We start from the raw sequence: 12894 nt of genomic DNA on the forward strand, positions 1-12894 counted from the left end.
AACCTGCGACCAATTGATTAAAAGTCAACTGCTCTACCAACTGAGCTAACGACCCGGTGGTGGGTGATGACGGGATCGAACCGCCGACCCCCTCCTTGTAAGGGAGGTGCTCTCCCAGCTGAGCTAATCACCCGATACTACGCTGGATACTGCTTACTAACTAAGTTAGTGGTGGGTCGTGCAGGATGACTCGGCTTCGCCTCGCCCTACGGGCCGTTGCTTACGCAACGTTATCCTTCACGTTTTACAATCGCGTTCCACCTTAGCGATTGGTGGGTCGTGCAGGATTCGAACCTGCGACCAATTGATTAAAAGTCAACTGCTCTACCAACTGAGCTAACGACCCACTTTTTTTGTCGCTTTCAGGATGTTTGATATCCCTTGGCAACGGCGGCATATATTACTGAATTCAGAATTCAGCGCAACAAGTATTTCGACAAAGATCGTTTAAGTGCTTATGTTTCATGCGGCAAGACCAGAAATAAAACGATTTCTGGTCTTACTTCACGCATCACAGCCCGCTAAGACGTTTTTGCGCCTGCTTGGCACCGTCGGTACCTGGGTATTTGCTGACAACCTGCTGGTAAACCGCTTTTGCCTTCGCGGTATCCCCTTTGTCCTGCATGATGACCCCAACCTTAAACATTGCGTCTGCCGCCTTTGGCGACTTCGGATAGTTTTTCACCACCGACGCAAAGTAGTACGCCGCATCATCTTTTTTACCCTTATTGTAATTCAACTGCCCCAGCCAGTAGTTGGCGTTGGGCTGATAGGTTGAATCAGGGTACTTTTTGACGAAATTCTGAAACGCCGCAATCGCATCGTCCTGGCGGGAACTGTCCTTCACCAGCGCGATCGCCGCATTGTAATCGGTATTCGCATCGCCCGTTTGCGCCGGAACGCCAGCAGAGGCGGTCCCTCCGCTCGCTGGCGCAGCCGTAGCCGCCGCTGCGTTACTTTGATCGCCAGAAGTCTGCGGCGCCGCTGATGCGGCGCCACCGCTGTTCAGGCTATCAATTTGCAGCATGATCTGCTTTTGACGATCCATCACCTGATTCAACTGGTACTGACTTTCCTGGATCTGTCCACGGAGGGCATCAATATCAGACTGGTTATCAGAGAGTTGTTGCTGGAGTTGGGTCAAAAGTTGACTGTGAGCATTAGAAATACGCTCGAGTTGGGTGACGCGGTCTTCGACCGAGCCTGAGCCGACACTACTGATTGGCGCCTGAGCAAAAGCGGCCCAAGGGGCCGCTATGCCAACCAGTAACGACAGACTCAATAAATGATGTCTGAAGTTACTGCTCATGCAATTCTCTTAGTAAACCAGTACGGCACGACGGTTTTTGGCGTAAGCCGCTTCGTCATGACCCAGTACTGCAGGTTTTTCTTTACCGTAAGAAACGATGGAGATCTGGTCAGCAGAAACGCCTTTACCCTGCAGGTACATTTTAACAGCGTTAGCACGACGTTCGCCCAGGGAGATGTTGTATTCCGGAGTACCACGTTCGTCCGCATGACCTTCTACGGTGACTTTGTAAGACGGGTTGCTACGCAGGAAGTTTGCGTGCGCATCCAGCATTGCAGCGAAGTCAGAACGGATATCGTACTTGTCCAGATCGAAGTAAACGATGTTGTTCTGCTGCAGCTGTTGCATCTGAAGACGCGCTTGCTCTTCAGAAGACATGTTGCCGTTACCGTTCGCATCCATACCAGTGCCGGCGCCGTTCAGCATGCCTTCGCTGCCGTCATTGCTGGCGTTCTTGTTGGAAGAACATGCCGCGATTGCCATAACAGGCAGAGCAATCAACAGCCCCTTCAGCACTTTGTTCAGTTGCATTTCAATGATTCCTTTACTAATCAATTAATTATTATCACAGATACGGCGACCAGGCAGGGAATTTGACCTGTCCATCAGTTGCCGGAAGACGCGCTTTGAAACGCCCATCTGTAGAAACCAAATTCAGCACGGATCCCATCCCCTGAGAAGAGCTGTAGATTACCATAGTGCCGTTAGGTGCCAGACTTGGCGTTTCGTCCAGGAACGTTGACGACAGTACTTGTACGCCACCCGCTACCAGATCCTGCTTAGCAATGTGCTGCTGGCCGTTAGCCGAGCTGACCATTACCATAAACTTACCGTCGCTGCTGACATCAGCATCCTGGTTCTGCGAACCTTCCCAGGTAATACGCTGCGGAGCACCGCCGTTGACGTTAACTTTATACACCTGCGGACGACCGGCCTGGTCGGAAGTAAAGGCCAGGTTCTGGCTGTCCGGGAACCATGTCGGTTCCGTGTTGTTGCTGCGACCATCGGTTACCTGACGGATCTGACCGGAGCCGATATCCATCACGTACAGGTTCAGGCTGCCGGTTTTAGACAGCGCGAACGCCAGTTTGCTGCCGTCCGGAGAGAACGCCGGCGCACCGTTGTGACGCGGGAAGGAAGCCACCTGGCGAACCGCACCGTTTGCCAGCGTCTGGATAACCAGCGCCGAACGGCCGCTTTCGAAGGTGACGTAAGCCAGTTTCGAGCCGTCCGGAGACCACGCCGGAGACATCAGCGGCTGCGGAGAACGGTGAACGACAAACTGGTTGTAACCATCGTAGTCAGAAACGCGCAGTTCGTACGGGAACTGACCGCCGTTGGTCTGCACGACGTAGGCAATACGGGTACGGAATGCACCCTTGATGCTGGTCAGCTTCTCGAACACTTCATCACTGGCAGTGTGACCCGCGTAGCGCAGCCACTGCTTGTTCACTTTGTAAGTGTTTTGCGCCAGTACGGTACCCGGCGCACCGCCGGTATCGACTAACTGGTAAGAAACATTATAGCTGCCGTCGGCGTTCGGGCTTACCTGGCCCACAACCACAGCATCAATGCCCAGCGCAGACCAGGCTGCCGGCTGAACTTCCTGAGCGCTGCCCGGCTGCTGCGGCAGACGAGAACGATCTAACGGGTTGAATTTCCCGCTGTTACGTAGGTCAGCGCCCACGATACCGCCGATATCTTCAGGCGCAGCACCCGGCCCGGCCCACTGGAACGGAACGACGCCAATCGGACGCGCCGAGTCCACCCCTTGGGTGATCTCGATACGTACTTCTGCGTGCAGCACCGCTGCCCACAGCATCAGAAAACCAAATGCTACTCGTAATGCCTGCTTCATCATTTCTCCCTTATCCAGGCGGAAAGCCCACGATAATTTAGCAGAATGTTAACAAACTAAAATACACAAAACTACCAAAACCCTGCGACGATTCCGCCTTTATTTTTCACGTACTGCGACGAAAAATAATGCTTAAGGCTTAAAGTCCAGCGGCGCATTTTTAAAGGTCTGCCAGACCGCTTGTGACGGCGGTTTCGGGAATTTGGTCATGCGGTTGGTTGCCGCCAGCATTTGCTGACAGAACGCCTCATCGCCACCTTCCTGTTTCACGCTCAGCACGGTACCATCTTCAGCCAGGTTCACGCGTAACGTACAGGTCTTCCCTTTATAGGTATCCCAGTCGTACAGGTGACCTTTAATCGCGGCCTGAACCTGCGCAATATAGGACGCAATTTCAGCCTGCGACGCCCCACCCTGCCCCGGCTTGTTACCTTTAGCAGGAGAAGAGCCACCGGCGCTACCGCTGGTGTTGCCTTTCGGCGCATTCTTACCAGAACTCAGATCGCCCAGCAGATCATCAACCCCCGAAGCGGCAGCCGCTTTTTCAGCGGCGGCTTTTTTCGCGGCAGCCGCTTTCTCGCCAGCCGCTTTCTTGTCCGCAGCGGCTTTTTCCGCAGCAGCCTTCTTATCTGCAGCGGCTTTCGCGGCAGCAGCAGCTTTATCAGCAGCAGCTTTATCAGCAGCGGCTTTTTCCGCAGCTGCGGCCGCTTTCTCGGCGGCCGCTTTTTCAGCGGCTGCGGCTTTCTCAGCAGCGGCCTTTTCAGCGGCAGCCTTCTTCGCCGCTTCCGCAGCCGCTTTCTTCTCTGCATCTGCGGCAGCTTTCGCGGCGGCAGCTTCGGCAACCTTTTTCGCATCGGCGGCGGCTTTTGCCGCTTCAGCTTCCGCTTTTTTCTGCGCGTCAGCAGCGGCTTTCTTCGCCGCTTCAGCGGCGGCTTTTGCCTGAGCATCGGCCTTCGCCTTGGCATCGGCCGCGGCTTTCGCGGCAGCTTCTGCGGCTTCTTTAGCCTGTGCGTCGGCCTTCGCTTTGGCGTCGGCGGCGGCTTTCTTCGCCGCTTCCTCAGCCTGCTTCTGCTGTTCCTGCGCCTGCTTAGCCGCTTCCTGGGCTTCTAAACGCTCTTTTTCCAGCGCTTTTAAACGTTCCTGTTCCGCAGCCTGCTTTTCACGCAGCTCTTCGGCCTGCTGCTGAGCCTGTTTTTCACGCTGCTCTTGCGCACGTTTCGAACTGGCCTGCTGCTGCTGTTGGCGATTATAGTTGTCGACGACCGCACCCGGATCGACCATGACCGCGTCGATGGATGACCCACCGCCCCCGCCGGCCGCGGCGTCTAAATGCTCATCGAACGAACTCCAGATCAGCGCCGCAAACAGAATGACGTGCAGCACTGCTGAAATAATTATCGCTCGTTTAAGCTTATCGTTTTGTTCGGTTGCCTTTGACACTCTCGGTTCCCAAAAACTGTTCCCCCGTTACCCTACCGTACACGGTGCAGGCCGTTCCCGGCCTGCGGCAAATACGGTATGTCGGCGGTTAAATTGGCTGGGTCATCAACCCGACCGATTTCACCCCGGCGCTGTGTAACAGGTTAAGCGCTTTAATTATTTCATCGTAAGGCACGTCTTTCGCGCCCCCAATTAAGAAGACCGTCTTCGGATTCGCCTGCAAACGGCGCTGCGCTTCTGCGACCACCTGTTCAGGCGGCAGCTGCGGCATCTTTTCCGGGCCAACGTTCACGCTGTATTGCCCCACGCCGGACACTTCAACAATGACCGGGGGTTCATCATTACTGCTGACAGCCTGTGATTCGGTGGCATCAGGAAGATCCACTTCCACGCTCTGCGTAATGATCGGCGCTGTCGCCATAAAGATCAGCAGCAGCACCAACAACACATCCAGCAGCGGAACGATGTTAATTTCGGACTTCAGTTCGCGACGTCCGCGTCCACGTGCTCTGGCCATGGCTTACCCCTTGTTGCTCTCGCTGGCGGTGCTGGCGGTAAAAGCCTGACGGTGCAGAATCGCGGTGAACTCTTCCATAAAGTTGTCGTAGTTCAGCTCCAGTTTATTCACACGCTGGTTCAGACGGTTATACGCCATAACCGCAGGAATCGCGGCGAACAGACCGATAGCGGTAGCGATCAGCGCTTCGGCGATCCCCGGCGCAACCATCTGCAGCGTAGCCTGTTTTACCGCGCCCAGCGCGATAAAGGCGTGCATGATCCCCCATACGGTACCGAACAGACCGATATACGGACTGATGGACCCCACGGTGCCCAGGAACGGAATGTGCGTTTCCAGCGTTTCCAGCTCGCGGTTCATCGAAATACGCATCGCACGCGATGCCCCTTCCACGATGGCTTCCGGCGCATGGCTGTTGGCACGATGCAGACGCGCAAACTCTTTAAAGCCGCTGTAGAAGATCTGTTCCGATCCCGCGAGGTTTTCACGACGCCCCTGGCTCTCCTGATACAGACGAGACAGTTCGATGCCGGACCAGAATTTATCTTCAAACGCTTCGGCCTCACGGCTTGCCGCGTTAAGGATGCGCGTTCTCTGGATGATGATGGCCCAGGAGGCGATTGAAAAACCAATCAAAATCAACATGATAAGTTTAACCAGAAGGCTAGCCTTCAGGAACAAATCAAGGATGTTCATGTCAGTCACTGCTTAAACTCCGCGACAATAGACTTGGGAAGCGCACGAGGCTTCATGATGAGTGGATCAACACAGACAATCAGGACTTCTGCTTCGTTCAGAACCTTATTCTCAGCGTTGACTATTCGCTGCGTGAACACCATTGAGGTACCGCGCATTGATGTAATTTCTGTCTGGACTTCGAGCATATCGTCGAGTCGGGCAGCCGCAAAATACTCCAGCGTCATTTTACGCACGACAAAGGCCACGCGCTCAGCCAACAGTACCTGCTGGCTGAAGTGATGGTGACGCAGCATCTCTGTGCGCGCTCTTTCATAGAAAGCGACATAGCTGGCGTGATAAACCACACCACCGGCATCGGTATCTTCATAGTAGACACGAACCGGCCATCGAAACAGCGTTGTATTCACTTTACGTCCCAGTAATGCAAAAAAATTTTGGGTTTTTGAACTTCGCTACTATACGCGCGGGAATGATGCTTTGGAATGGGGGGAAGTAAACGGAGAGTAAATTTTTATGGGCTTAAGCAAGCCCATCGTTTTCAGATGAAAATTTTCAGCGGGAAAAGAAGAAAATCAGCCCGGCAAACAGCACCAGTTCGGCGATAAGCGGACAAAAAATCCCCTGCCAGTGAATCGACCGCAGGCGGAAGCCCACGCCGTGAATCACGCCCGCGCACACCGACCACATCAGCAGAAAACCGTGCCAGATTTCCAGTTCGCTGGTCTTCGCCGCAAAGCGCGACGGGTCCCAGAAGATGCAGCCTGCCAGCAGCAGGGCCATCACAAGGGAAAGCGCCCGCAGGGGGCGCTTGTCCATTATCGCATACAACATTGCGATAACATTTTTCATCAGTGTTTTTCTTCACCCGCTTTGGACGCTTCAACGTGCTCAAGCGCCAGCGCGGTGATCACGCCGAATGCACAGGCAAGAAGCGTTCCCAAAATCCATGCGAAATACCACATATTCAGCTCCTTACTTAGTACAGAGAGTGGGTGTTACGTTCGATGTCTTCTTTGGTGATGCGACCGAACATTTTCCAGTAACACCAGGTGGTGTAGGCCAGAATAATCGGTACGAAGACAATCGCGACATAGGTCATCAGGTTCAGCGTCAGCTGGCTGGACGTTGCATCCCACATGGTCAGGCTCGCATTCATCATCGTGCTGGACGGCATAATGAACGGGAACATGGCGATACCAGCGGTCAGAATGATGCAGGCCAGCGTCAGTGAGGAGAACAGGAACGCCCACGCGCCTTTATCCGCTTTCGTGCACAGGATAGTCAGCAGCGGCAGCACCACGCCCAGAGCAGGAATCGCCCACAGCGCCGGCATGTTGTTGAAGTTCACCATCCACGCACCGGCTTCACGCGCCACTTCTTTGGTCAGCGGGTTGGACGGACCGGTGTGATCCAGAACGGATTTCACCACGTAGCCGTCGATACCGTAGTAGACCCAAACGCCTGCCAGTGCGAAGCAAATCAGCGTCACCAGCGCAGCCACCATCGAAACGGAGCGCGTGCGCAGGTGCAGCTCGCCCACGGTACGCATCTGCAGGTAGGTCGCCCCTTGGGTCAGGATCATCGCCACGCTCACCACGCCCGCCAGCAGGCCAAACGGATTCAGCAGCTGGAAGAAATTGCCGGTGTAGTAAAGACGCAGGTACTCATCAATATGGAACGGGACGCCCTGCAGCAGGTTACCAAACGCCACGCCGATCACCAGCGGCGGCACAAAGCTGCCCACGAAGATGCCCCAGTCCCACATGTTACGCCAGCGGCTATCTTCAATCTTCGAACGGTAGTCGAAACCCACCGGGCGGAAGAACAATGATGCCAGAACCAGAATCATCGCCACGTAGAAGCCAGAGAAGGCTGCCGCGTAGACCATCGGCCAGGCAGCAAACAGCGCGCCGCCGGCGGTGATGAGCCATACCTGGTTACCGTCCCAGTGCGGGGCGATGGCGTTAATCATAATTCGACGCTCGGTGTCATTGCGACCGAGGAAGCGGGTGAGCATGCCCACCCCCATGTCGAAGCCGTCGGCGACCGCAAAACCAATCAGCAGAATGCCGATCAGCAGCCACCAGATAAAACGCAATACTTCATAATCGATCATTTGACGACTCCTGTCTTAGCGTGCCGGCTGAATAGTCGCGGAGGACTGTTCAAAGTGATAGCGACCGGTTTTCAGGCTGCTTGGTCCTTTGCGGGCAAATTTGAACATCAGGAACAGTTCAGCCACCAGGAACAGCGTGTACAGACCGCAGATCAGCACCATGGAGAAGATCAGGTCACCCGCCGTCAGCGACGAGTTGGCGACCGCCGTTGGCAGCACCTCACCGATAGCCCACGGTTGGCGGCCATACTCAGCGACAAACCAGCCCGCCTCAACGGCAATCCACGGCAGCGGCAGGCCATAGAACGCAGCGCGCAGCAGCCATTTTTTCTCACCGATACGGTTACGAATAACAGTCCAGAAGGAGGCGCCGATAATCAGCAGCATTAGCACACCGCACGCCACCATGATACGGAAGGCGAAGTACAGCGGCGCAACGCGCGGAATAGAGTCTTTGGTCGCTTTCTGGATCTGCTCTTCAGTCGCATCAGCCACGTTCGGCGTATAGCGTTTCAGCAGCAGGCCATAGCCCAGATCTTTCTTCACGTCATTGAACTGCGCACGTACCGCCGGATCGGTCGCGCCCGCGCGCAGCTGCTCCAGCAGAGAGTAGGCTTTCATACCGTTACGGATACGCTCTTCGTGCTGCACCATCAGATCTTTCAGGCCCGTCACCTGTTTATCAACGGAACGGGTGGCGATGATGCCCAGCGCGTAAGGAATTTGAATCGAGAAGCGGTTTTCCTGCGCATCCTGATCCGGAATACCAAACAGAGTAAAGGCGGCCGGCGCCGGCTGCGTTTCCCATTCGGCCTCAATAGCGGCCAGTTTGGTTTTCTGCACGTCACCCATTTCGTAACCGGATTCATCGCCCAGTACGATAACGGAAAGAATTGCCGCCATACCGAAGCTAGCGGCAATCGCAAAGGAGCGCTTGGCAAACGCGAAGTCGCGACCTTTGAGCATATACCAGGAGCTGATGGCCAGAATGAACATCGCGCCGGTCACGTAGCCGGAAGCGACGGTGTGAACGAATTTCACCTGCGCAACCGGGTTCAGGACCAGCTCAGAGAAGCTGACCATTTCCATACGCATGGTTTCAAAGTTGAAATCGGAAGCAATCGGGTTCTGCATCCAACCGTTCGCTACCAGAATCCACAGCGCGGAGAGGTTGGAGCCAAGCGCCACCAGCCAGGTGACCGCCATATGCTGGACTTTACCCAGACGATCCCAACCGAAGAAGAACAGACCTACAAAGGTAGATTCGAGGAAGAAGGCCATCAGACCCTCGATGGCCAGCGGCGCACCGAAGATATCGCCCACGTAGTGGGAGTAGTAGGACCAGTTAGTCCCGAACTGGAACTCCATGGTCAGACCGGTAGCCACACCCAGCGCAAAGTTGATACCAAACAACTTGCCCCAGAACTTGGTCATATCTTTATAAATCTGTTTGCCGGAAAGGACGTAGACCGTTTCCATGATTGCCAGCAGGAACGCCATACCCAGCGTCAGCGGAACAAACAGGAAGTGGTACATCGCGGTCAAGGCAAACTGTAAGCGCGACAGTTCGACTATATCTAACATCATGACTCCTTGCTCATCGCATGAAGACTCCGAGATTGAACCCGTTACCCGGGATTCAAACACATGCCCCAATACAAATTTATTTGTCCCCTTCCCTACAGCAGCCCCTTGTCGTCAACAGGAAACAGCAATAAGTGAAAGTTACAAACCTGTTAATAAAAAACTCAATTGATCCCTAAAATATATTACGCTGTAAAACCCTTACAATAAACAGGTTTTTATTGGAGAAGTTTTACGTTTTTCGACGGTGATCAATTTATAGCGAATCACACTGTTTTAGGCCAATTTGATCCACGACAATTTATCCGTTTTGACACCTTATATCCAGTGATTACATATTGATTTAAATCAACTTCACGCAATATTGTTAATTATGTTTTTAATTGAACGTCATGATGAATAGAATGTTAATGATGTGTTTTTATTCTGGCATTGATGGTTATCAAATGAAGTGAGATTGAATGGTGTGGTAATTAAATTTAACGAGGCATGCTGGGAACAGGCCAATAATGCCCGTATAGATTAAAGTAGACCTTCCGTCATTTTTTTCCAATGCTGACATCTGTCTGAATGATAATTAACAAGTTTTTAACCAAATAAATTATTAATGCAACATTCATCCCTTCTGAACGGATGCCAGCCGGGTATAAACGTCTGAGCCCTTACTCGTCAATCGAACAAAAAACAGGCAAGCGGGCAACGCCAGCAGGCTCGCTGACGTTACCCTCCACACCATCAGCCAGGCTTAACGCTAAAAGTACGCGACTGACATGGATGGAAAACGCCGGCGATGACCTTTGTGGCATCCTGATCCGGGTACGGGATTTCATCCATTCCCGTTTCCCGGCACGCCGCCACACCTTGGCTGAATGACACAGCGGCCTCACTACACTGGCTGTCGGACGGATTGAACAAACGTAAAATAATCTCATCGCGATCCTCGGCCTTTTTTAGCGCACTGAGCTGGCAGCCTACCGGCGACATGCTGAGCAGACTGTAGCTTTCGGGCACAATCGCCCCGCTTTTATTCAGCTTCATCGCATCCCACGGAATTTTGTTATAGCACTGAATGGGGGTCAGCCAGGATCTTGCCTGCTGAGCCAGGCCGATATTCAGCGGCGTCCCGCTATAGCTGAACAGGCTAAACCGCCCATGAAGCGGGCCACGCATCTGCGAATCAGGCACCGGCAGTTTAATTCCCGAGGGACGACCAGGGCGTAGAAGCAGATCTTCTTTACCCAATACCCCTACGCCACGAAGCAGCGTCAGGGCGAAGGTTTTTTTCTCCTCGCCGAGTACTTCAAACTCGCGTAGCCCCTCGCTAAAAACGGCTAGCCCGTTACGCCCTTCCTGAAGAGCGGCATAGTTGAGTAAATTCCATACCGGGATCGGCGCTTCCTTCCACCCCTCTTCTTGCCAGTAAGCCATTGCCTCATCGCGAACCGGGCGCATTATTGAGCCAAACTGCGTATCGGCCAGCACTTCCCGCGTGTGAAAAGGCGTCGGAATCAGCACCCGAACGCGGTGATCGTCAGCCTGATTATCCAGCCTGACCTCCACGTCAATACGCCGACTATTGTGGCTGAGGGTCACCTCCACTTCGATGCCAAGCTCACCGTTACGCTGGCGCGCCGCACGCGCGTTAAGATTTGCTGGCACCGCCATCTGATAACGAATAATCACCCGACTTTGCCAGGCATCGTGGATGACCTCGTAGTCAAAAGGCGTTTGCACGCTCGTCAGCACCCACTCCTCTCGCGGAGGCGAATAGTCATATTCATCACCATCGTCACCGCCGTCTTCGATTTCCAGCACCCGGTCATAAACGATTCCGCTGTCTTTATCACGCAGTCGTAGCGTTCCGTCGCTATTCATCTCAATTTGCCAGAAGGCGTTTTCCAGCAGCGATGTCGCCGCTGGTGAAGCCTTCACCAGGCTTCCCGCGACGTGCGGCTCAACGTACAGCGTGCGGTAGCCCATCGACGGCAGGATTTGGTGAAGCTGAATATCAAACTCCATAAAGGGCTCGTAATTCCCGTAGTGCACAATTTGCCGGTCAATAAGCCCGGGATCGATCTCCCTCGCCTGGCGAATAAAATAGGGAATGTCATGACCTTTGCCGTCAACCAGGCGGAACTGGCTGGCCCGCAGGCGAATCGTGGTGTTGATCGTCTCTTCGCGCGGCCACGGCATCAGGTTAAACATCACCAGTTTATCTTCTGCGCTGTGCGCCATGTTGTCGGCAATCTTGCGCATATAAAAACGAATCAGGTTATCCGCCATGTCTTCGGCCAGTACAAAACGCGAGACAATCTCCTGATGGACTTTGTCGCTACAGCAGCAGCCAATGCTGTCATGGGCGTGGTTTTTTAAAATTTCTTTCCACATTTTCTCGAGCAGGCCATGGTGATATTCAAAGCCCAGGCTCCAGGCCAGCGTGGCTAGCGGTTCCAGAATATTGACGATTTTATTCTCAATGCGCGCATGGGCGATTTTGATATCCATACGCGTAGAGCCAATAGTCCGGTGAACGCGCATGTATTTGCCGTCGATAAACTCGCCCTGTAGGGTCGCCAACACGTCGCGGTGCGCTTCAATGCGCTCAAAGACATCTTCAAAACGGCTCATGACAAACTGCCGCTGCGGATAAATATCGCGCAGCTTCTCCATCACGGCGAAGATATTTTGTTGCAGTGGCATCTGGTCGTGGCCGTTAGGCAGCAGGATCTCTTGGGTGACCGAGGCTTTTTCCAGCACATCAAAGTAACCATCAAGCCGTTTACGCAGCCCGGCTTCGTCCTCCGGTAAGTACTTACCAATCGCGTAGCCCAACGGCAGCACCTGGGTGACCACTTCACTTCCGTCCCGGCTTTGCCATAAAAACTCCGTTTTATCGGTGCCATGGCGCTCAGAGCAGCCGCGCCAGAAGAGCGCGCGGGTCAGACCAAAGCCGTTATAAATATGCGGTAGCTGCCCGGACATACCGAACGAATCCGGAAGGTAGCCAATCTTCATCGGTTCGCCAAACGCCATACAGTCACGAATGCCGTACATCAGATTACGCACGATAGATTCACCAGAGACAAGGGTGGTGTCGGTTTGCGTATACCAGGGTCCAATGATCAATTTACCGGCCTGTACCAGCGATTTCACGCGTTCGCGATTTTCCGGCTTCACGGCGAAGTAGTCTTCAAGTATGGCCGTTTGCCCGTCCAGCACGTAGTACTTGTAATCAGCGTCCTGTTCAAGGCGGGAGAGGATCTCCTCCATATTGTTGATGAGTAAAATACGTGACTCTTCGGTAGTGAAATACCATTCACGGTCCCAGTGCATATGTGGCGTAATGTGAACGCGAGATACTGCTTTCATCT

At 53.8% G+C, this 12894-nt stretch carries 12 protein-coding genes and 2 tRNA genes; all 14 read right to left on the reverse strand.

Annotated elements, in window-relative coordinates; all coding sequences use genetic code 11:
- Positions 1-57: 57 nt before the first annotated feature.
- Positions 58-133: transfer RNA gene (locus V6942_RS03390), tRNA-Val, on the reverse strand.
- 137 nt (positions 134-270) lie between these two features.
- A tRNA-Lys gene (locus V6942_RS03395) sits at positions 271-346 on the reverse strand.
- Between the two features lie 165 nt (positions 347-511).
- Entirely contained in the window at positions 512-1309 is a 798-nt protein-coding gene (gene cpoB, locus V6942_RS03400; protein WP_182965874.1) for a cell division protein CpoB, read from the reverse strand.
- 9 nt (positions 1310-1318) lie between these two features.
- Positions 1319-1840: a peptidoglycan-associated lipoprotein Pal gene (gene pal, locus V6942_RS03405; protein ID WP_106924633.1), complete on the reverse strand. Its 522-nt coding sequence runs from the start codon at positions 1838-1840 to the stop codon at positions 1319-1321.
- Positions 1841-1874: 34 nt separating this feature from the next.
- On the reverse strand, positions 1875-3167 hold the full coding sequence (tolB, locus tag V6942_RS03410; protein ID WP_106924634.1) for a Tol-Pal system beta propeller repeat protein TolB: 1293 nt from the start codon (positions 3165-3167) through the stop codon (positions 1875-1877).
- A 132-nt stretch (positions 3168-3299) separates the two neighbouring features.
- Entirely contained in the window at positions 3300-4607 is a 1308-nt protein-coding gene (tolA, locus tag V6942_RS03415; RefSeq protein WP_333500813.1) for a cell envelope integrity protein TolA, read from the reverse strand.
- Between the two features lie 88 nt (positions 4608-4695).
- Positions 4696-5124 carry a colicin uptake protein TolR gene (gene tolR / locus V6942_RS03420; protein ID WP_064548352.1) on the reverse strand — a complete coding sequence of 143 codons (429 nt, stop codon included), beginning with the start codon at positions 5122-5124 and terminating at the stop codon, positions 4696-4698.
- 3 nt (positions 5125-5127) lie between these two features.
- On the reverse strand, positions 5128-5829 hold the full coding sequence (gene tolQ, locus V6942_RS03425; RefSeq protein ID WP_074398837.1) for a Tol-Pal system protein TolQ: 702 nt from the start codon (positions 5827-5829) through the stop codon (positions 5128-5130).
- Positions 5826-6230, reverse strand: coding sequence for a tol-pal system-associated acyl-CoA thioesterase (gene ybgC / locus V6942_RS03430; protein WP_035892730.1), 405 nt, complete (start codon positions 6228-6230; stop codon positions 5826-5828). The genes tolQ and ybgC overlap by 4 nt, the downstream gene beginning before the upstream one ends.
- 145 nt (positions 6231-6375) lie before the next feature.
- Complete coding sequence (ybgE, locus tag V6942_RS03435) at positions 6376-6672, reverse strand: cyd operon protein YbgE (RefSeq protein WP_106924636.1); 297 nt, start codon at positions 6670-6672, stop codon at positions 6376-6378.
- A complete protein-coding gene (gene cydX, locus V6942_RS03440; protein ID WP_006177208.1) occupies positions 6672-6785 on the reverse strand; it encodes a cytochrome bd-I oxidase subunit CydX in 114 nt (37 codons plus the stop codon). The genes ybgE and cydX overlap by 1 nt, the downstream gene beginning before the upstream one ends.
- A 14-nt stretch (positions 6786-6799) precedes the next feature.
- Entirely contained in the window at positions 6800-7939 is a 1140-nt protein-coding gene (gene cydB, locus V6942_RS03445) for a cytochrome d ubiquinol oxidase subunit II (RefSeq protein WP_333500814.1), read from the reverse strand.
- A gap of 15 nt (positions 7940-7954) precedes the next feature.
- Positions 7955-9523: a cytochrome ubiquinol oxidase subunit I gene (gene cydA / locus V6942_RS03450; protein ID WP_106924638.1), complete on the reverse strand. Its 1569-nt coding sequence runs from the start codon at positions 9521-9523 to the stop codon at positions 7955-7957.
- 735 nt (positions 9524-10258) lie between these two features.
- Positions 10259-12892 (reverse strand): mannosylglycerate hydrolase, encoded by a 2634-nt coding sequence (gene mngB / locus V6942_RS03455; RefSeq protein ID WP_333500815.1) that lies wholly within the window; start codon positions 12890-12892, stop codon positions 10259-10261.
- Positions 12893-12894 lie beyond the last annotated feature (2 nt).

This window comes from Kluyvera genomosp. 2 (assembly GCF_036759865.1).
Lineage (GTDB): Bacteria > Pseudomonadota > Gammaproteobacteria > Enterobacterales > Enterobacteriaceae > Kluyvera > Kluyvera ascorbata_B.

What these genes read in the sequence shown, in the direction of transcription:
- cpoB (WP_182965874.1), bottom strand. Translation starts at nt 1,309, where the DNA reads ATGAGCAGTAACTTCAGACATCATTTATTGAGTCTGTCGTTACTGGTT.
- pal (WP_106924633.1), bottom strand. Translation starts at nt 1,840, where the DNA reads ATGCAACTGAACAAAGTGCTGAAGGGGCTGTTGATTGCTCTGCCTGTT.
- tolB (WP_106924634.1), bottom strand. Translation starts at nt 3,167, where the DNA reads ATGAAGCAGGCATTACGAGTAGCATTTGGTTTTCTGATGCTGTGGGCA.
- tolR (WP_064548352.1), bottom strand. Translation starts at nt 5,124, where the DNA reads ATGGCCAGAGCACGTGGACGCGGACGTCGCGAACTGAAGTCCGAAATT.
- ybgE (WP_106924636.1), bottom strand. Translation starts at nt 6,672, where the DNA reads ATGAAAAATGTTATCGCAATGTTGTATGCGATAATGGACAAGCGCCCC.
- cydX (WP_006177208.1), bottom strand. Translation starts at nt 6,785, where the DNA reads ATGTGGTATTTCGCATGGATTTTGGGAACGCTTCTTGCCTGTGCATTC.
- cydB (WP_333500814.1), bottom strand. Translation starts at nt 7,939, where the DNA reads ATGATCGATTATGAAGTATTGCGTTTTATCTGGTGGCTGCTGATCGGC.
- cydA (WP_106924638.1), bottom strand. Translation starts at nt 9,523, where the DNA reads ATGTTAGATATAGTCGAACTGTCGCGCTTACAGTTTGCCTTGACCGCG.
- mngB (WP_333500815.1), bottom strand. Translation starts at nt 12,892, where the DNA reads ATGAAAGCAGTATCTCGCGTTCACATTACGCCACATATGCACTGGGAC.